The following is a 19,568-nucleotide window of genomic DNA, read 5'->3' on the forward strand; positions in this document are numbered from 1 at the left end:
ATACCTATGCCTGGCTCCTTGCCGACACCTTGCCACTCAACAGATCGCTGGCAAGTCCCTGGCGCGAAACTCTCAGCTTCGCCACTCGCTCACGACTTTCAAAGATAACGGAGTCAACGCTTGCAATCATATCCAGAAACCTCACCTGATCCTCTCTGCTCATGTTGGGAACAGGGCAAGAAAAAACATCAGACCGATTAATACTGGCCTGGGACACTGCAGGCTTTGTCCGTGCCGCAAAATGTGAGCGCACCATCACTCCAGAGAGCCAGGCCTCGATAATTTTCGGATGCACTTTGGATTCATCAACCCTGCATCGCATGATGTTCGACTCGAACAGAGTCGGCTCATCCAGCGCAGAAACCACAGTGGATTTCCCAACTAGCCCTGGGGTATTCACTCGATTAATCAGAACATCACCGACAGAAATTCTATATCTTTGCAGATCAGATCCAGAGACATTGACTCGCAGTAGGTCACGAGTCAAGTCGGATGGACCGCCCTCAAAACTATTAATTCGCACAATAGGTGAACCCGTGTAAGCGTACTGGCTCTCGGGCTTGTAGATCCCATTCTTGGGGCCGTCGACAATAATATCCCTCATGGGGATCATGGGATGGCGTGCCAGCTGCTCGATGAGAACTTCCCGAACCCTCTGAAGTTTCTCCACCTCCGCCTTGACCGCCCGCTCCGACTCATTGGCTGAATCTAGCGTTTCAACAATTTTCCGCTGCTCGACGAGGGAAAAATTTGGAACCATCAGCGAACATACAGAACCGGCAGAGATCTTCACCATGCTCTCAGATGTCCCTTGCGCCGAGTTCCGCACTTCCTGCCGCACAGATGGCGCACGCAAGGCGAGCTCCAAAAACTCAGGGACGCAATTACTCGCCGCCTGAATTCTCATCATAAGATCCGGGTAGATGCACGGCACGCCAACAGTGTTGTATATCCCTACAAGACCCACCAGGTTTCTGGTGTTGGCTCTGCTCATCAAAATGTCTCCATCATGCAAAATTGCAGCATGCGCTTCAGGAACATTAGGTGGAGCATTCTTTAGCTGGCGAGGCGCGAAGCCCTCGGGCGTCAGACAACCGAGCCCGAGCATTTGCATACCAGTCCAGGCGGCGCTCTCTACGGGAGAATAACCATTACGGGGAGGAGCAGCGAGATAATGATCGAGCCGCACAAGTCGGACCGGTTCAGCCGACATAGCCCAACTCCTTCAGGAACCCGTCCAGCCGCTCCGAGGCCGCCGCGCGACGCACCTCGATATCCCGGAGGGACACCAGGTACTTCCGCTCCCAGCCCAGGTACACGTCGACCAACTCCCGACGCCGCCGCACCACATGGCCTTCGAGATTCGACGCCAAGTCGTCCCGGAGGATGCCGAGCACGATCTCCCGCGCGTCGGCCTCGCTCAGCGCGTCCCGTACCTCATGCAACCGGGGTGTAGGCCGCTCCTCGTCGGCATTGACATCGGCGATCGTCACGTCCAGCGCCGCCTGACCGGCTGAAGCGGTGGCCGCAGACTCCGCCGCTGCGGCCTTCTTCTTCGCGGCAGCAGTGGCGGCCTTCGCGGCGGCCCCCATCCCGTCCAACGGATAGAACGCCTCCTCCAGCGCCTTCACCGCCTTGCCCGCCGCCGTCCGCTCCTTCTTGAGCTTCTTCAGCTCGGGCTCACTCAGCAGCGCATCCGCCACCGCAGGTTCAAGGGCCCCCGGCTCCTCGCCGTCCTCCCCCGCAACGCCCGCCGCAGCCGCCGCCCGCGCCGCCTCCGCCTCCTCGGCCGCCTTCACCTTCACGTCCAGCTTCGCCTTGAGGGCATCCGCCTCAGCCAGTTCGCGCAGGAAGTCCGGGGCGATCCGTGCCACCACCTTGTGGCCGTACGCCTGGCGGCGCTCCGTGCCCGAGCGTTTGCGGGCGCCGCCCGTCCAGGGGTTCGGCTCCGGTTCGAGCAGCGTCTCGACCGTGTCGACCCAGCCCTCGACGACCCCCTTGAAGCCGTTGCCGGCCAGGGCCTTGAGCTCGTTCCTGGCGTCCTGCCACCACCCGGCGACCGCCCCCGACAGGGCGTAGCGGTCCAGCAGGTTCACCCCGAGCAGTAGCTGACGGAACGAGGTGATGAGGTCGGCACGCAGCCGGGCAAGCTGGGACCGCTTCTCGAACTCTGTGCGGTCGTCGCCCTCATGCGGGGCCAGGGACGCGATCTGTCCCGTCTCCACCGCCCACCACTTGTCGAACGCGTCCCACAACTCCCGCTCCCGCCCCTGGGCCAGAGCGGTCAGCCCGTCGGCGTCCGGCCGTTCGTCCTCCGGCAGGAAGTCGACGTACGCAGAGTCGTTCTCCCGCTCCGCGAACAGATCGCTCACCCCGACCCGGTACGCCTCCAGCACCCGTGCCTTGTCCTCGGCCTCGATCTCCGACTTCGGCACGCCGCCCGTCAGGTGTGCGCGGACATCCTGAGGCTCGGGCGGCGGGGTGTTGTCGACGTAACGACGAATGTTGAGGTTGTACGCGTTCTTCTTCAACTCCTCCCGCTCCACCCAGCGGGCGAACCGGGGCACGCCCGAACCGTCCCCGACCTCTTCGTGAAACGTGGAGACGATCTTCTCCACATGCTCCGGAAGCAGCACGTTCTGCGCGCGCTCCGAGTGGTATTCGCGGTCGGCGTTGATGAACAGCACCCGGCCCTGCCGGTCCGCGTCCTTCCGGCCCCCGGCCCGCAGCACCAGCACACAGGCGGGGATGCCCGTGCCGTAGAAGATGTTGGACGGGAGGCCGATGACGGCCTCCAGCATGTCGGCCTCGATGAGCTTGGCCCGGATGTCTCCCTCCGCACCGCTGCGGAAGAGCACGCCGTGGGGCATGACGGTGAAGACGGAGCCGCCCCGTCCCTCCACCATGTACAGCATGTGCTGGAGGAACATCAGGTCGGCCTTGCCCTTTTCAGAGGTGTGGCCGTACTTCATACGGTCTTCGAGACCGGGCGGCAGATCCTCGACCTTGTAGTCCATGGAGAACGGCGGGTTGCTGAGAACCACGTCGTACGACTTGTCGACGTGCAGCGGGTTGGTGAGCGTGTCCCCGGTCCGCAGATCGAAGTCGCTGGCGCCGTGGAACAGCATGTTCATCGTGGCCATCACCCAGGAACCGTTGTTCGCGTCCTGGCCGGCCAGGGCCAGGTCCTCGGTGTCGCCGCCGTGCTCCTCGATGTACTCCTTGGTGTGGATGAGCATTCCGCCGGAACCGACACAAGGGTCGTACACATGCTGGTTGGCCTGCGGACGCGCCAGCTCGACCATCATCCGAACCACCGCGCGCGGGGTGTAGAACTCGCCGCCCTTGGAACCCGCCGAGTCGGCGAAGTCCTTCAGCAGGTACTCGTACGCGGCGCCGATGACGTCCGGGAACTCGAAGTCCTCGCCCCGCAGCCGCAAGGTTCCAAAGTGGCCGATGAGCGCGGAGAGGCGCTTGTCCGCGAGCTTGGCCGCCGATGTCCCGGTCCCGCCGCCGCCACCGATCCGGTTGAAGTTGACCTGGCTGAACAGGCCACGAAGCCCCTCGTTGCCCTTCTGCCCCTCCAGGGCGTCCAGTGCAGGCTGGAGGTAGCTCGTGGCCACGTCGTCCACCGCCCCGGCCAGCCGGGACCAGCGGGCCTCCTCCGGGACGTACATGATCCGGTCGGCCGTGTAGCGGTTGGGCTCCTCCGCTTCCTCCTGGGCCTCTTCCTCGCTCGCGCCCGCGTCCCGCTCCTCGGCGGCGATCCGGTCCCGGGCGGCGTCGAACTCGTCGTTCACCCGCTTCAGGAACAGCAGCACCAGGAGGAAGTCGCGGTACTCGGCGGCGTCCATGGTGCCGCGCAGGATGTCCGCGGCAGCGAAGAGGTGACGCTCCAGTTGATCGAGCGTGAGCTTGGCCACGGACGGACTCCAAGGTGAGGTGGTGCCTGCGCTGTGCAGCTGAAGAAGGGGGGACGCGGGGCGGCGAGCCGCCCAGCCTTGACCGTCGAAGACGTATCTCCACGCAGCCTAGTAGCCGCTGAGAAGAAGGCCTTCCTCAATGAAATTCCAGACATCGGTGAACGGGTCCCACTTCTCAGGATTGGCCGTTTCGACGCGATCGCTGATCGCCTTTGCGTACTTCTTGGCGTCCTTGTACCGCTGCCCGGCCTTGTCTGTTTTCTTGGTCAGCACCTGCTCCTCGCGCATGTGCTTCGACTGCTGCTCCGAAACGGTGCGGACGTTGCGGCCGTACGTCGCCGCGAAGCCGGGGCGGGAGCGGAGCCGGCCATTGGCGTCGGTGCATACGCCGCCGAAACTGCTGGTGTAGTTCGTGTAGTGCAGGAGCCGCCAGAGTTCGAAGCAGGGATGCGAGTAGGCGACCTTGATGCCTTCCTTGTCCGCGAGCTGTATGGCCTCGCGGATGTTCAGGTGGTCGTCGCGGTCGAAGAGGACCCACACCTCGGGATAGTTCCAGTCCTTGGCCGTCAGCCCGGCGTCCTTGGCCTCGCGGCGAACCTTGCGCAGCGTGATGACGGCGTCCTTGACCATGGGGTACGGCTTGCGGTGCTTGCCCACGGCCTTGTCGTTCTCGAAGTGGTGATCCACACTGCGGCCCGCAGTGGCCGGTGTGCCGTGCTTCAGGATGATGTCGATGTACTCGGGCTCGGTGACCTCGCCCTCGGTGAAGATGTACACCTGACGAGCGCGGTTCGCGCGCCCCTTCCCGCCGTCCTTCTTGCGGGAAATGCTGTCCCCTCCCCTTTGCCTCGCCATCAGCCCTCTTCCGCCTCCATCCGCGCCATGTCATCCGTTCGCGCCAGCCGCCGCCCGATCTGCCCCTCGGAGACCTTCGGCACCGCACCGAAGGACCCGGCGAGATACGACGCCATGAGGTCCTCCTCATCCGTCGGCTCCCAGTCCGCGACCGACGACAGCTCCGTGGCCCCGCTCTCGTCCTTCTCCGTGAGCCACAGCTGCCCCGGCTCCAGGAGGCGGCCGCCGCCGGGCGTCCGCAGGAGCGAGGGGTCGTGGCCTGTGAAGATCAGCTGGGCGCCTTTGGGGTTCACCCACGGTGTCTGAAAGAGACGTACGACCTCTGCCGCGAAGCGCGAGTGCAAGCTCGCGTCCAGCTCATCGACGAGCAGGACCGCGCCGGTGTCGAGGGCGAGGAGGAGCGGGCCGATCAACGCGAACCAGGAGCGGGTGCCCCAGGACTCCGAGGCCCAGTCCAACGCCGTGCGTTCTCCGCCGCTCGTATGGATCAGCTGGATGACCGGGCGCCCGGACGACGACCGCTCGACCTCCACGCCCGCGATGCCGAGATCGGCGACCCGGAGCAGTTCCTCGGCCCGGCGCCGGAAGTCTGCGCTCCGCAGCAGCTTCCCGGCCGTGTAGTCCTCGCGCTGGCTGCGCTCCGTCTCGGGAGTGACATCCCACAGGTTGTTCTTGAACCAATCGAAGACCGGGGTGAGCTGCTCGTGCCCGTCGTTGGCCGCTCGCGTCAGAAGGAGTGCGTCCGGCCGCGTCGTGCGGGCCAGCCGGGCGCGGTCGTGGAGCCGCTCACCGGGGAAGTCGAAGTCCTTGTCACGACCGGCGTCCCGCTCGAACCAGACCTGGCGACGGCCTTTGGGGTAGGCGTAAAGCCATTCCGCCTCGACTCGGCGCGCGCCGAGCTCGAATCCGTATGTCCAGCGGACACCGTCGTCAAGGACGAAGTCCGCCTCGTACAGGGACGTTTGCGATGCCGCTTCGGGATCGAGGGCGAACTCGTCGCGGGGGATGCCGTCGTAGGAGGTCCAGTCGGCGTAGGAGCGCATGACGGCGTGCTTCATGCTCTTCAGAGCGGCGATCACATTGGACTTACCGGAAGCGTTGGCGCCGAAGATTCCGAGCACGGTGTGGACAGGAAGGTGCTGCCCGTCGGACAGCACCGTCTCGCGGGCCGCGGCCAGCTCCCTCTCGGTCCCCTCGGACGCGACGAACGACAGCTCCTGCTCGTCGCGCAGTGACCGGACGTTCGCCACCCGGAATCTCAGCAGCATCCTGGCTCCTTCATGGCGGACACATTAGTCACACCACCCGGCCTGCGGGTGCCGGTGTACGGGGACGGCCGACAGGTCGTGACGTCGGCCGCCCCCTCACGGTGTTCCCTACAGGAACGAGTTGATCTCGATCGTCTCGGTCCGGCCGGGGCCGACGCCGATCGCGGAGATCGGGGCGCCGGACATCTCCTCCAGCGCCTTCACGTAGCCCTGCGCGTTCTTCGGCAGGTCGGAGAAGGTCTTCGCCTTGGTGATGTCCTCGGACCAGCCCGGCAGCATCTCGTAGACCGGCTTCGCGTGGTGGAAGTCGGTCTGGTTGTACGGGAGCTCCTCGACGCGCTTGCCGTCGATCTCGTACGCCACGCAGACCGGGATCTGCTCCCAGCCGGTGAGGACGTCGAGCTTGGTGAGGAAGAAGTCGGTGAGGCCGTTGACCCGGGTCGCGTACCGCGCGATCGGGGCGTCGAACCAGCCGCAGCGGCGGTCACGGCCGGTGGTGACACCGCGCTCGCCACCGATCCTGCGCAGCGCCTCGCCGTCCTCGTCGAGCAGCTCGGTCGGGAACGGACCGGCGCCGACGCGCGTCGTATAGGCCTTGAGGATGCCGATGACGCGGCTGATCTTCGTCGGTCCCACGCCGGAACCGGTGCAGGCGCCGCCCGCGGTCGGGTTCGACGAGGTGACGAAGGGGTACGTGCCGTGGTCGACGTCGAGCAGCGTGCCCTGACCGCCCTCGAAGAGGACGACCTTGCCCGCGTCGATGGCGTCGTTCAGGATCAGCGAGGTGTCGGCGACGAAGGGCTTGATCTGCTCCGCGTACTGGAGCATGTCCTCGACGACCTTGGGGGCCTCGATGGCGCGCCGGTTGAAGACCTTGGCCAGCAGCTGGTTCTTCTGCTCCAGGGCCGCCTCGACCTTCTGCTCCAGGATCGACTCGTCGTAGAGGTCCTGGACGCGGATGCCGACCCGGTTGATCTTGTCGGCGTACGTCGGGCCGATACCGCGCCCGGTCGTGCCGATCTTCCGCTTCCCGAGGAACCGTTCCGTCACCTTGTCGACGGTGACGTTGTACGGGGTGATCAAATGGGCGTTACCGCTGATCAGCAGCTTGGACGTGTCCACGCCGCGGTCGTTCAGCCCACTCAGCTCGGAGAGCAGGACGGCCGGGTCGACCACGACACCGTTTCCGATCACCGGGGTACACCCGGGTGACAGGATTCCGGAGGGGAGGAGATGCAGTGCGTACTTCTGGTCGCCGACGACCACCGTGTGGCCGGCATTGTTGCCGCCCTGGTATCGCACCACATAGTCCACGGATCCACCGAGGAGGTCGGTGGCCTTCCCCTTGCCCTCGTCACCCCACTGAGCACCGAGCAGCACAAGTGCGGGCACAGGCGTACACCCCTTCCGGGCGGGGCATGTCCAAGGTCAGGGGGCGTACGTAAACGTCGTACATGCCGTACGACGTTGTACGACAAGGCCTGAACCGTCGAACCGGGTGCCCCGGAATAGACCAAGCCCCTGGCGCAATAGCGCAAGGGGCTCTTGCACCAAGATGCTACCCGAGGAAGGACCGAGGTGTCGGCTGCCCAGCCCCCCGGTAACGGTGCGCCCCATCTGCTGGTGGTGATCGATCCGGTCGCCCGCCGGACGGACGGCGAGTCCGTCCGTATCGCCAAGGACGTGCTGAGCGCGGGCTCGCACGCCAAGATCTGCCTCCCGGACGGGCCGGAGGAGTTCGCCCGCGCCCTCTCCCGCAGGGGTTCCCGGCGGCCGGTGGTGATCGGTGACGACCGGGCGCTGCGGCGGGCGGTGGCCCAGCTGCACCGGGAACGGGAACCGGCCGGAAGCGCCCTTTCGCTGATCCCGGTCGGTGCGGCGGCGGCCCTGGAACTGGCCCGTTCGCTCGGCGTGCCGTCGAGTGCGGTGGCGGCGGCCCGCACCGCGCTGGACGGGGCCGTGCGGCGGCTGGACCTGATGGTCGACGACAGCGACGGCGTGGTCCTGGGCGCGCTGCGCATCCCGGCCCCGAGCAGCGCCCCGGGCACGGAGGGCTCCCACTCGGGCGTCACGGCGGTCTGGGACACCTGCCGCTCCCTGGTCCGGACCCTGGTGCACCCGGCGCCCTCCGCGCTGCCCGCACCGCTGCGCACGCACCGGCTGCGGATCGAAGCGGACGGGGTCCTGCTGAACGATCTGGACCGCCCGGTCGAAGCGGTGACGGTGACCTCGGGGTGCGGCGTCGGTGGCGTCGGCGGCCTCGCGGAGATCACGATCCACCCGCCGGACGGTGAACCGGTGAGGACCGGGGCCAAGGCCGTCACGGTCTCGGGGCCCGACTTCCGCTACCGCGCGGACATACAGGTCGGCGGGCCGGTACGGACGCGCACCTGGACGGTACGGGCGGGGGCGTGGGGGCTGATGCTGCCGGCGTAGGGGGCGGCCCGCCCCGCGTGGCGCTCAGGGACCCGCGTATCCGTCCGCCGCCGGGAGGTCGAGCGTCTTGCGGTGGTCGTGCCAGCGGGCCATCAGCCCTTCCAGCTCCGATTGCAGGAACTCGAAGAACGCCGCCGTCTCCGCGATCCGGGCCCCTGCGGGCGTGTGCTCGCCGAGCGTGCGGGCCCCCTCCTTGAGAGTGCGCTCCCAGCGCGTCAGCACCTGGTCGCGGCTGGCGAAGGTGGTGTACCAGATCTCGTTGTGCAGGCGGTAGCGGTCGCGGCGCGAGCCCGGTTCGCGCTCCCGGCCGACCATGCTGACCTGAGTGAGGTAATTCACCGCGCCGGACACGGCTGCCGGGCTGATCTGCAGCGCCAGGGCGAGCTCGGCGGAGGTCATCGAGGCGTCGTCGTCCGCGAGGAGGGCGGCGAAGACCCGGGAGGCCATCCGCTGCATCCCCGCCTCCGTCATCTCGGACGCGAACCGCTCGACGAAGCGCGAGACCGCCTCCGCGTCCCGCCGCACGGGCGCCCCGGCCGGGTCCTGCCGGTCTTCTGCCGTCTCCGCGGATTCGCTGCTCATCAGCCCCATCGTCTCCCTGCGTACCCGTCCTCGTCCCGGACTCATCCGGCCCCGTCACTCGTCCGAGTTTATACGTTTCCTTAACTTCACAAGTTTGTGAAAGTAGCGTACGTTCAAAATCATGACGAAGGCAATCACCGTGGCCGGACTGCACAAGTCGTTCGGCCGGACGCATGCGCTGGACGGGCTCGACCTGACCGTCGAGTCCGGTGAGGTCCACGGCTTTCTCGGGCCCAACGGATCGGGGAAGTCCACCACCATCCGGGTCCTGCTGGGCCTGCTCCGGGCCGATTCCGGCGCCGCCCAGCTGCTCGGCCGCGACCCCTGGCGCGACGCGGTGGAACTGCACCGGCGGGTGGCATACGTCCCCGGTGACGTCACGCTGTGGCGCAACCTCTCCGGCGGAGAGGTGATCGATCTGTACGGGCGGCTGCGCGGCGGGCTGGACGACGCCCGCCGTGCGGAGCTCGTGGAGCGGTTCGAGCTCGACCCGACCAAGAAGGGGCGTACGTACTCCAAGGGCAACCGGCAGAAGGTCGCCCTGGTCGCCGCGTTCGCCTCCGATGTGGACCTGCTGATCCTGGACGAGCCGACCAGCGGGCTCGATCCGTTGATGGAGGAGGTCTTCCAGAGCTGCGTCGCCGAGGAGCGCGAGCGCGGGCGCACGGTGCTGCTCTCCAGCCACATCCTCAGCGAGGTCGAGTCGCTCTGCGACCGGGTCAGCATCATCCGCCAGGGCCGGACGGTGGAGACGGGTTCGCTGGCCGGGATGCGTCATCTGACACGGACGAACATCAGGGCCGAGCTGGCCGGTGAGCCCGAGGGGCTGTCCGCGCTGCCCGGGGTGCACGACCTGGACGTGCGGGGGCACCAGGTCTCGCTCCAGGTCGACACGGACAGACTCGACGCCGTCCTGAGATCGCTCACCGCGTCCGGGGTCAGGTCGCTGACCAGCACCCCGCCCACGCTGGAGGAGCTGTTCCTGCGGCACTACACGGCGGACGCGGGGGCCGGGTCGGACGCGGCGGCCGGGACCGACACGGGGATGGCGGCGCGATGACCGCCGTGACCATGACCGCACCGGCCGGCACCGGGCGCCGGACCGGAACCGGCACCGGACAGCTCGCGGGGACCTGGGCCCTGCTGAGGCTCGCCCTGCGGCGCGACCGGATCATCCTGCCGCTCTGGGTCATCGTGCTCGGCGGCTCTTTCTCCTCCGTCGGGAAGTCCATCTCCTCGCTCTACGACACCGGGGCCCAGCGCGCCGAGCTGGCCGCCTCGATGAACGGCAACAGCTCCCTCCGGGCGATGTACGGGCCGGTGTTCAGCGACTCCGTGGGCGGGCTCGTCAGCTGGCGCATGATCGCCTTCGGCGCCGCGCTGGCCGCGGTGATGAGCCTGGTGATCGTCGTGCGGCACACCCGCGAGGAGGAGGAGACCGGCCGTCAGGAGATGCTCTCCTCCGCCATGGTGGGCCGCCGTGCCCCGCTGACCGCCGCGCTGCTCGCGGCCGTCGTCGCCAACTTCGCGCTGGCCCTGGTGATCATGGCCGGAATGGCGGGCTCCGGGGCGGGCGGCGCGGGGGCGGTGGCGATCGCGTCGGCTGTCGCCGGGGTCGGTGTGCTGTTCGCGTGCACCGCCGCGACAGCCGCGCAGTTCACCGAGAGCGCCCGGCTCGCGAAGGGGCTGACGGCCGCGGTGGTCGGCGCCGCGTTCGTCCTGAAGGCAGCGGGCGACTCCGCGACGGACGACGGTTCGTCCGTGTTCACCTGGCTCTCCCCGATCGGCTGGGCGGAGAACGTCAGACCGTACGCGGACGAGCGGTGGTGGGTGCTCCTGGTGATCGCCGGAGCCGTGGCCGTGCAGTGCGCCGCGGCATACGTACTGGCCGGGCGCCGCGATGTCGGCATGAGCTTCCTGTCGACCCGGCCGGGGCCCGCCCGGGGCCGGATCTCCACCGCCTTCGGGCTCGCCGTGCGGCTCCAGCGCGGTGCGCTGCTGGGCTGGACAGTGTCGTTCGCCGCGGTCGGCGCCGTCTTCGGCGGGCTGACCGGCGGAGCGGCCGATCTCGTGGGGGACAACGAGAAGACCAGGGCGATCTTCGAGCGGATGGGCGGCCAGTCCGGTCTGACCGACGCGTTTCTCGCCTCGATGGTCTCCGTGCTCGGCACGGTCGCGGCGCTGTACGTCGTCTCCTCCGTGCTGCGGCCGCACGGCGAGGAGACCGCCGGGCGGGCCGAACCGGTGCTGGCGGGCGGGGTCGGCCGGATCGGCTGGGCGGCCGGCCATCTGCTCATCGCCTTCGGCGGCGCCGCCCTGATCATGGCGGCCGGCGGCCTCGGCCTCGCCGCCGGATACGGGCACGAGCTGCCCGCCGTGCTCGGCGCCGCACTGATACAACTGCCCGCCGTCTGGCTGCTGGGCGGGGTGACGGCCCTGCTGTACGGGGCGCTGCCGAAGGCCGCCCCGGCCGCCTGGGGACTGGTGGGGGTCTGCCTGGCGCTGGGCTGGATAGGCCCGGCCCTGGATCTGCCGCAGCCGGTGATGGACCTGTCGCCGTTCACGCACCTGCCGAAGCTGCCGGGGGCGGAGCTGGTGTGGGGTCCGGCGGTGCTGCTCACCGTGCTCGCGGCGACCCTGACCGCGGGAGGGCTGGCGGCGCTGCGGCGGCGCGACATGCTGAACTGACCGGCCCCGGCTCCGGCCCCGGCCCCGGCCCCGCGCTCGCAACCGCGCGTGGCCCGGTGGGCGTCAACGCCGGTATGGATGATCGCAGGAAAGCCCTGGACGGATTGGTCGGACTCACCGTGGCCGGGGCCGGGGCCGCCGCAGGGATGCTCGTCTGGGCGCCCTACGCGCGGCGCGGCATCCTGGGCGGCTTCGAGGGCGAGGCCGAGTGGGGCATCCTCTGGCAGGGCCTGCCGGTCCTGATGCTGGGCGGCGTCGCGGCCGCGCTGGGCACGCTGTGCCTGGTACGAGGGCGATGGCGGCGGACCCTCGCGTTCGGAGCGCTCCTCGCGGTCCTGGCAGTCGTCGGAGTCACGTTCCAGGTGCTCGAAGGGCCGCCCTCACCCTGCGGTTATTCGCCCTGCTGACAACTGTCTCGGGCACGGCCCAGCCCGCCGTTCACAGCTCGACACGCAGCTCCTTCACGCCGCGGATCACGTACCCCGGATTCCACTCCGGCTCCGCCGCCAGCCGCATGTCCGGCGCCTTGCGCAGCAACTCATTGAAGGAGGCGGCTAGTTCCACTCGGGCCAGCGGGGCGCCCAGGCAGAAGTGAATGCCGGCGCCGAACGTGATGTGCGGGTTCTCCTGCCGGGAGAGGTCCAGGGTGTCCGGCTCCGGGAAGCGGGCCGGGTCGCGGTTGGCCGAGCCGAAGAGCAGCGCCACCTCGGAACCGCGCGGGATGACCGTGCCGCCGATCTCGATGTCGTCCAGGACCCAGCGCTCGAACATCTGGAGCGGGGTGTCGTACCGCATCAGCTCCTCGATCGCGGACGGCAGCAGCCCGTGGTCGGCCCGCAGCGCGGCCAGCTGCCGGGGGTGGCGCAGCAGCGTCCACCAGCCGTTCACCGTGGTGTTGACGGTCGCCTCGTGCCCGGCGTTCAACAGCAGCACGCAGGTGGAGACCATCTCCTGCTCGGTCAGCCGCTCGCCCTCGTCGTGGGCGGCGATGAGCGCGGAGATCAGGTCCGTACCCGGGTTGCCGCGCCGCTGGGCGATCAGTTCGCGCAAGTAGGCGGAGAAGTCGACCGAGGCGCGCACGGCGGCGCGGGCGGTCTCCTCGGACGGGTTCAGCTCGTACATCCCGCAGATCGCTGCGGACCAGGGCCGCAGCGGGGCCCGGTCGGACTCCGGGATGCCGAGCATCTCGGCGATCACGGCGACGGGCAGCGGTTCGGCCACCGCCGTGAGCAGATCGCCCCCGCCCCGTGCCACGAAGTCGTCGACGAGCCCGGCGGCCAGCCGGTGCACGGTCGGTGCGAGCTGCTCGACCGTGCGCGGGGTGAACGCCTTGGAGACCAGCCGCCGGATCCGGGTGTGGTCCGGCGGCTCCAGGTCCAGCAGCCCCTGCCCGTTGAGCGTCTCGAACGGCTCGTGCTCTGCGGGCGGGGCGGTCCGGCCGAACTCTTCGTGGCTGAACCGGTGCAGGTACGTCCGCCCCAGCCTGCGGTCGCGCAGCAGCGCCGACACATCGGCGTGGTGCGGGACGAGCCACTGGTCGGTGGGCTCGAAGTAGTGCGCCCGGCCGGTGGCGCGCAGCTCGGCGTAGGCGGGATACGGGTCGGCGACGAACGCCGCCGACCACGGATCGAAGGGGGCGGCGGAGCCTGCGGCGGCACGCGGGGGCTGGTTCATGAACCGACGCTAACCGGCCACCCGCCACCGGACCAGCCCCGCTGCCTCCCGTACCTCCCGACCGTGCCCCCACAGGGCCTCGGGGACGCGTCCGCCTCTCAGGACGGCGTGACCAGCCGGGCCTCGTAGGCGAAGACGGCCGCCTGGGTGCGGTCGCGCAGGCCCAGCTTGACCAGGATGCGGCTCACATGGGTCTTGATGGTGGACTCCGCGACCACCAGGTGCGAGGCGATCTCCCCGTTCGACAGGCCCTGGGCGATGAGGACCAGCACCTCCGTCTCGCGCTCGGTGAGGTCCCCGATCCGGGCGAGCGCGGGCGGGCGCGGGGCGGCCGCGAGCTTGGAGAACTCGTTGATCAGCCGCTTGGTGACGGTGGGGGCGAGCAGCGCCTCGCCGGAGGCCACCACCCGTACGCCGTCCGCGAGCTGCCGGGCCGAGGCGTCCTTGAGGAGGAAGCCGGACGCGCCGGCGCGCAGCGCCTGGTAGACGTACTCGTCGAGGTCGAAGGTGGTCAGCACCAGCACCTTGGCGTCCCGGTCGGCGGCGACGATCTCGCGGGTCGCCTCGATCCCGTTCAGCTCCGGCATCCGGATGTCCATCAGCACCACGTCGGGGCGGAGCGCGGCGACCTGCGAGACCGCCTCACGGCCGTTGACCGCCTCGCCCACGACCTCGATGCCCGGCATCGCGTTGAGCAGCACGGAGAAACCCTCGCGGACCATCATCTGGTCGTCGACGATCAGGACCCGGATCACCGGGTCCGGGGCAGTCGTCGCGGCCGGGGCAGTCGTCGCGGCCGGAGGGTTCGTCATGACTGCTCCACGGGGGCGTCGGAGGGGATGTGCTGGACGGGGATGAAGGCGGTGACCTCGTAACCGCCGTCCGCGGTCGCCTCCGCGGTCATCTCACCGTTCAGCATCCCGACCCGCTCCCGCATCCCGGTGATCCCGTGTCCGGCGCCCGGCGAGGGTTTCACCGGGCCGGTCGGCGGGCCGTTGACCACGCGCAGCCCGAGCCCGCCCAGCACATAGCCGATCTCGACCCCGGCGGTGGCGCCCGGCGCGTGCCGCAGGGTGTTGCTGAGGGCCTCCTGGATGATCCGGTACGCCGACAGCTCGACGCCCTGCGGGAGTTCGCGCACCGCACCGGTCACCGTCTTGCTCGTCGTCAGCCCCGCCTCCCCGACGTTGGCGAGGAGCCCGTCCAGCTCGGCCAGGGTGGGCTGGGGCGCGTCCGGCGCCTCGTAGCCCTCGGCCCGTACGACGCCGAGCACCCGGCGCAGTTCGGTGAGCGCGGCGACGGCGTTCTCCCGGATCGTGACGAAGGCCTGCTCCAGCTCGGGCGGCGGATTCTCCACCCGGTACGGGGCGGCCTCGGCCTGGATCGCCACGACGGACATGTGGTGGGCGACCACGTCGTGCAGTTCGCGGGCGATGGTGGTGCGCTCCTCCAGCAGCGTGCGCCGGTCGCGCTCCACGGCGGTGACGGTGCGCTGCACAGTGACCTCGCGCTCCGCCTCCCGGCGGATGTGCACCAGGCTCACGACGAGCAGCGCGAACGCGGAGGCCACGGCCATGGCGGCGGTGTCCGAGGAGGAGTCCCGTCCTGCGAAGTTGTCCACGAACGTGCCGAGCAGCAGGGTCAGCCCCCACATCCAGACGGCGGTGCGCGGCCGGGTCCGGGCCGCGACGACGTTCAGCACGACCAGGTGGGCGAAGAAGGAACTCGGCCCCCATGGCCCGCCCCCGCCGCCGAACAGCGAGGTCGCCGGGATCAGCGCCATCGACAGCCAGAACGCTCCGACCGGCCTGATCAGCGTCATCGCGATACAGACGGCGGGGAGCAGCCCGGACAGCAGGACCCCGGCGTTGCCCGTGCCGGCGAAACCCTCCATGAACGCGATCAGCGCGGCGCCCAGCACCATCGCGTGCGGAGTCCACCCGGCACGGGCCCGGAACCGCGCCGGCAGCCGCCGGGTCAGCGGCCCGTCGGTCCGCATGAGCGGCAGCGGGCGGTAGGCGAACGCATCGTGTATCAGGTCCTGCCGCAGGCCTGCCATCGCTCCTGCGGCAGCCCGGAGCTCGGGGTTCGTGGTCTTGGTCTCGGTCACGTTTCCACGGTAGGCGGCGCGGCGGGCGGGGTCGTCAGCACAGATACGGATCCTGGGCCGTCCGTCGCAAGTACTACCCGGGTCCGTCCAGGTCACGTACCGAGCGCGGGATTCACCAGGCGAGCTGGGCGATCTCCTCGGCCACCACCGCGCACGCGTCGGCCGCCGGATCGATCAGCGGGAAGTGCCCGACGCCGGGCAGCAGGGTCAGCATCACGGTCTCGCCCTCCTTGGCCGCCGCGTCGACGAACGCCTCCACGACCGCCTGCGGAACCGTCAGGTCCGTGGTGCCCTGCACCACGGCGGTCGCGATGCCGGTGGGCAGCAGCTGCGCCGGGTCGGCCTGCGCGCTCCGTACGGCGAAGTCCTCCTCGGTCCCCAGGAACTGCCCGATCGCGCCGGAACACACATCGAGCCCGACGGCGGAGGCGAAGTCCGCGATCGGTGCGAGCGCCACCACCCCGCGCAGCGCGGGCGGTCGCGGCAGCCGCCACGGCGAGCCCTCCGGCAGTACGTGCCGGGCGGCGGCCCACAGGGCGAGCTGCCCGCCCGCCGAGTGGCCGGTGACCACGATCCGCCGGGCGTCCGCCGCGGGCAGCTCCCGCGCCAGCAGCTCGGGCAGCGCGTCCATCGCCGCCGCGACGTCGTCGAAGGTCTCCGGCCAGCGGCCGGCGACCGGCCCCGAGCCGCGCTGCTGCGGGAGCTCGCTGCCGCGCCGGTACTCGACGCTGGCGACGGCGAACCCGCGCCGGGCCAGGAAGCCCGCGAACGGGGACATGTGGAGCCGGTCGTACGGGGCCCGCCACGCCCCGCCGTGCAGGACGACCACGACGGGTGCGCCGGTGCGGCCGTCGTGCGGGGCGTAGAAGTCGATCGTCTGGTCCGGGTGGCTGCCGTAGGCGGCGGAGGCGTCGGGGGCGACGACCGGATGCGAGAACGCGGACTCGGTCTCGGCTGCGTCCTGATCACGCGCGGCAGAATCCGACATGCTGCTCCAACCGTCCCTGACAATGCCCAACTGGGCTGACCTGCGGGGACGGTATCAGTACGGAGGCGTTCCCTGCCCCGGCGGCGGCCACCACGGGCGGCCACCCCGCGACGGGCCCGGAGCCCGTCCGGCGACCGGGGCGAGCCGGTCGCCGGACTGACCCGGGAGCCTACGCCACCGGAGCGGCCGAACCGTCCAACACGTCCGCGAGACCGTCCAGCACGTTGGCGAGGAGCCGCGCCGCGCGTTCCGCGTCCGCGAATCCCACGTACAGCGGGGTGAATCCGAACCGCAGCACATCGGGGCGGCGCAGATCCCCGACGACTCCGCGTGCGATCAGCGCGGCCATCACCGGTTCGGCGTCCTCGCACCGCAGCGCGACCTGGCTGCCGCGTTCGGCGTGGGCGGCCGGGGTGACCGAGGTGACTCGTCCTGCGGGGACGTACTCCGCGACGCACTCCAGGAAGAAGTCCGTCAGCGCTAGGGACTTGGCCCGTACCGCCTCGACCCCGACCCCGTCCCACACGTCGAGGGACGACTCCAGGGCCAGCATCGACAGGATGTCGGGGGTCCCGACCCGCCCCCGTGCGGCACCTTCCGCCGCCTCGTAGCCGGGGGTCATGGCGAACGGGTCGGCGTGCGACGTCCACCCCGGCAGGGGCGAGTCGAACACCGGCTGGTGGCGGGCGGCAACGTACAGGTAGGCGGGCGAACCGGGCCCGCCGTTGAGGTACTTGTACGTGCAGCCGACCGCCAGGTCCACCCCGTGCCGGTCCAGGTCCACGGGCAGGGCGCCCGCGCTGTGGCACAGGTCCCAGACCGCGACGGCGCCCGCCGCGTGCGCGGCGGCGGTGAGCGCGGGCAGGTCGTGGAGCCTGCCGGAGCGGTAGTCGACGTGGTTGAGCAGGACGGCCGCGGTACGCGGACCGAGGGCGTCCGGCACCTCCGCGGGGGCCACGGGGACGATCCGGTGGCCGGTCATCCGGGCGGCGGACCCGGCGATGTACCCGTCCGTGGGGAAGGTGTTCGCGTCGACCAGGATCTCGTCGCGGCCCTCCGGCGCCAGCCGGGTCGCGGCGACGACGGCCTTGAAGACGTTGACGCTGGTGGAGTCCCCGACGACGATCTGCCCGGCGGCGGCGCCGACGATGGGCGCGATCCGGTCACCGATCCGCTCCGGCGCGGTCCACCAGCCGCTCTCGCCCCAGGACCGGATGCGCAGCTCGCCCCATTCGCGGGTGAGGACCTCCTGCATCCGGGCGGGTACGTGGCGGGGCAGCGCGCCCAGCGAGTTGCCGTCCAGGTAGACGGTGTCGTCGAGCGTGAACAGCTCGCGCAGCGGTGCCAGTTCGTCGGCGGTGTCGAGCGCCCGTGCGCGCTCCTGGAGGTCAGACATGGCTGCGGGCCGTCCAGAGCTCGGGGAAGACGTTCTTGGTGGCGCGCTTCTCCAGCCAGGCGACGCCGGCCGAACCGCCGGTGCCGGTCTTGGAGCCCATGGCCCGCCGGGTGGCGAGCAGATGGTCGTTGCGCCAGCGCCACACCAGCTCACCGACATCGGTGAGCACCTCGCCGAGGCGGACCAGCTCGTCGTTCTGGTCGGGGTTGGCGTAGATCTCCGCCCAGACGGCCTCGACCTCGGGCGACGGCTCGTACTTCTTGGTCAGATCCCGGCCGAGCACGGCCTCGGGGATCGCGTACCCGCGCCGGGCGAGCAGGGCGAGGGCCTCGTCGTACAGGCCCGGCTCCGCGAGCGCCTTCTCCAGCTCCGCGTGGACGCGGGGCGCGCCCCGGTGCGGTACCAGCATGGACGCGGACTTGTCGCCGAGCAGGAACTCCATCCGCCGGTACATCGCGGACTGGAAACCGGAACCCTCGCCCAGCGAGGACCGGTAGGAGTTGAACTGGGCGGGGGTGAGCTGGGCGAGCGGTGTCCAGGAGGCGTTGAGGGCCTCCAGTTGGCGCAGGGACCGCTTCAGCGCGTTCTGCGCGACGTCCAGACGGTCCTCGCGCACCGCGTGCGCGGCGGTCTCCCACTCATGGACGATGACGGTGAACCACAGCTCCATGACCTGGGTGGTGACCAGGAAGACCATCTCGCCGGGATCGTCCGAGCGGAGGTGCTGGAGGTGGGTCAGGACATCCGCCTGGACATAGTCCTCGTACGGAGTCGTGCCCGCGAAGTCGAGGTGCGGGGTCGCCGCACCGGTGGCTTCGGGGTCGGGGGGAATCGTCGACATCGCTGTCTCCTCGACACGAGCTTCCGGGTAGCGGTCCGCCCCTTCCATGAGGAAGTGGAGCTCCGGTCCCCTGTTCGCATCCTAGGGCCTGTATTTGGTTGTAGCGCGGAGGAAGGAGCGGGGCTGGGTGCGTGCGATCGCAAGGCGCCGAAACGCTCTTGCAGCGGAGCTGCCAGGGCGTTTCGGCAACGCCGCGAGCGTGCGTGCCCAGCCCCGTGACGCCGCGGGACAACCAAATACAGGCCCTGAGCGGCGGTCCCTGGGAGCGCGCAGGCCCCGCGGACGCCGGTGCGTCCACGGGGCCGGTGGGGCGGGTGCTGTCTAGCCGAGGGTCTCGGCGGCGGTCGGGGAGGAGTCCCGGAGGAACGTCGAGCAGCGCTCGTACTCCTCCTTCTCACCGATCGCCTGCGCGGCGCGCGCCAGGGCGTGCAGGGCGCGCAGGAATCCGCGGTTCGGCTCGTGCTCGAACGGTACGGGGCCGTGGCCCTTCCAGCCGGCCCGGCGCAGCGCGTCCAGGCCGCGGTGGTAGCCGGTACGGGCGTACGCGTACGACTCGATGACCCGGCCGCCCTCGAACGCCTCGTCGGCGAGCTGAGCCCAGGCCAGGGAGGAGGTCGGGTACTTCGCGGCGACCTCGGCGGGAGCGACGTCCGCGGCGAGCAGTTCGCGCGGTCCCGGTTCGTCGGGCAGGTGGGTCGGGGCGGGGCCCCCGAGCAGGTTCTCGTGGATCGACATGGTCCAAGTGTGCCTGGCACCGGCGCCGCCGGTGCACAAACGGCGGGCACCGGGGCGCACGGCCCCCGTCAG

At 69.8% G+C, this 19,568-nt stretch carries 17 protein-coding genes; 4 read left to right on the forward strand and 13 right to left on the reverse strand.

The genetic code is table 11. The annotated features are described in order from the left end of the window. Nucleotides 1–4: 4 nt before the first annotated feature. The 5 genes from ACZ601_RS17805 to ACZ601_RS17825 form a co-directional block, all read right to left on the reverse strand. Nucleotides 5–1,213: a restriction endonuclease subunit S gene (locus tag ACZ601_RS17805; RefSeq protein WP_469538727.1), complete on the reverse strand. Its 1,209-nt coding sequence runs from the start codon at nucleotides 1,211–1,213 to the stop codon at nucleotides 5–7. After that, entirely contained in the window at nucleotides 1,203–3,923 is a 2,721-nt protein-coding gene (locus ACZ601_RS17810) for a type I restriction-modification system subunit M (RefSeq protein WP_469538729.1), read from the reverse strand. Before ACZ601_RS17810 ends, ACZ601_RS17805 begins: the two co-directional genes overlap by 11 nt. Nucleotides 3,924–4,031: 108 nt before the next feature. Then, nucleotides 4,032–4,778 (reverse strand): RloB family protein, encoded by a 747-nt coding sequence (locus ACZ601_RS17815; RefSeq protein ID WP_469538733.1) that lies wholly within the window; start codon nucleotides 4,776–4,778, stop codon nucleotides 4,032–4,034. Beyond that, nucleotides 4,778–6,046, reverse strand: a complete 1,269-nt coding sequence (locus ACZ601_RS17820; RefSeq protein ID WP_469538736.1) for an AAA family ATPase — start codon at nucleotides 6,044–6,046, stop codon at nucleotides 4,778–4,780. The genes ACZ601_RS17815 and ACZ601_RS17820 overlap by 1 nt, the downstream gene beginning before the upstream one ends. Before the next feature lie 108 nt (nucleotides 6,047–6,154). Then, entirely contained in the window at nucleotides 6,155–7,438 is a 1,284-nt protein-coding gene (locus tag ACZ601_RS17825; RefSeq protein WP_311304700.1) for an adenylosuccinate synthase, read from the reverse strand. Nucleotides 7,439–7,624: 186 nt separating this feature from the next. Between ACZ601_RS17825 and ACZ601_RS17830 the strand changes: the two genes are divergently transcribed. After that, nucleotides 7,625–8,482 (forward strand): diacylglycerol kinase family protein, encoded by an 858-nt coding sequence (locus ACZ601_RS17830; RefSeq protein ID WP_469538738.1) that lies wholly within the window; start codon nucleotides 7,625–7,627, stop codon nucleotides 8,480–8,482. Between the two features lie 24 nt (nucleotides 8,483–8,506). Here the strand turns inward: ACZ601_RS17830 and ACZ601_RS17835 are convergent, their stop codons facing one another. Continuing rightward, the gene (locus tag ACZ601_RS17835) at nucleotides 8,507–9,064 is read right to left on the reverse strand and encodes a GbsR/MarR family transcriptional regulator (RefSeq protein WP_469538741.1); all 558 of its coding nucleotides are present in this window, start codon (nucleotides 9,062–9,064) and stop codon (nucleotides 8,507–8,509) included. Between the two features lie 121 nt (nucleotides 9,065–9,185). Between ACZ601_RS17835 and ACZ601_RS17840 the strand changes: the two genes are divergently transcribed. From ACZ601_RS17840 to ACZ601_RS17850, 3 genes are all read left to right on the forward strand, one after another. After that, entirely contained in the window at nucleotides 9,186–10,124 is a 939-nt protein-coding gene (locus ACZ601_RS17840; RefSeq protein WP_469538744.1) for an ABC transporter ATP-binding protein, read from the forward strand. Continuing rightward, nucleotides 10,121–11,752 (forward strand): ABC transporter permease, encoded by a 1,632-nt coding sequence (locus ACZ601_RS17845; RefSeq protein ID WP_469538746.1) that lies wholly within the window; start codon nucleotides 10,121–10,123, stop codon nucleotides 11,750–11,752. The genes ACZ601_RS17840 and ACZ601_RS17845 overlap by 4 nt, the downstream gene beginning before the upstream one ends. Before the next feature lie 74 nt (nucleotides 11,753–11,826). Then, nucleotides 11,827–12,159, forward strand: coding sequence for a hypothetical protein (locus ACZ601_RS17850; RefSeq protein WP_469538749.1), 333 nt, complete (start codon nucleotides 11,827–11,829; stop codon nucleotides 12,157–12,159). A gap of 31 nt (nucleotides 12,160–12,190) precedes the next feature. Here ACZ601_RS17850 and ACZ601_RS17855 read toward each other — a convergent pair whose 3' ends face one another. From ACZ601_RS17855 to ACZ601_RS17885, 7 genes are all read right to left on the reverse strand, one after another. Then, nucleotides 12,191–13,426, reverse strand: coding sequence for a cytochrome P450 (locus ACZ601_RS17855; RefSeq protein ID WP_469538752.1), 1,236 nt, complete (start codon nucleotides 13,424–13,426; stop codon nucleotides 12,191–12,193). A gap of 98 nt (nucleotides 13,427–13,524) precedes the next feature. Next, a complete protein-coding gene (locus ACZ601_RS17860; RefSeq protein WP_469538755.1) occupies nucleotides 13,525–14,238 on the reverse strand; it encodes a response regulator in 714 nt (237 codons plus the stop codon). Further along, nucleotides 14,235–15,485, reverse strand: coding sequence for a sensor histidine kinase (locus tag ACZ601_RS17865; RefSeq protein ID WP_469539493.1), 1,251 nt, complete (start codon nucleotides 15,483–15,485; stop codon nucleotides 14,235–14,237). Before ACZ601_RS17865 ends, ACZ601_RS17860 begins: the two co-directional genes overlap by 4 nt. Before the next feature lie 163 nt (nucleotides 15,486–15,648). Continuing rightward, nucleotides 15,649–16,524, reverse strand: a complete 876-nt coding sequence (locus tag ACZ601_RS17870) for an alpha/beta hydrolase family protein (protein WP_440576081.1) — start codon at nucleotides 16,522–16,524, stop codon at nucleotides 15,649–15,651. A gap of 169 nt (nucleotides 16,525–16,693) precedes the next feature. Further along, nucleotides 16,694–17,920 (reverse strand): kynureninase, encoded by a 1,227-nt coding sequence (kynU, locus tag ACZ601_RS17875; RefSeq protein ID WP_469538759.1) that lies wholly within the window; start codon nucleotides 17,918–17,920, stop codon nucleotides 16,694–16,696. Beyond that, nucleotides 17,913–18,761: a tryptophan 2,3-dioxygenase family protein gene (locus tag ACZ601_RS17880; protein WP_469538761.1), complete on the reverse strand. Its 849-nt coding sequence runs from the start codon at nucleotides 18,759–18,761 to the stop codon at nucleotides 17,913–17,915. Before ACZ601_RS17880 ends, kynU begins: the two co-directional genes overlap by 8 nt. A 321-nt stretch (nucleotides 18,762–19,082) precedes the next feature. Beyond that, the gene (locus ACZ601_RS17885; protein ID WP_024493879.1) at nucleotides 19,083–19,496 is read right to left on the reverse strand and encodes a DUF3151 domain-containing protein; all 414 of its coding nucleotides are present in this window, start codon (nucleotides 19,494–19,496) and stop codon (nucleotides 19,083–19,085) included. Nucleotides 19,497–19,568 lie beyond the last annotated feature (72 nt).

The sequence above is a fragment of the Streptomyces sp. NPDC104307 genome, assembly GCF_055584045.1.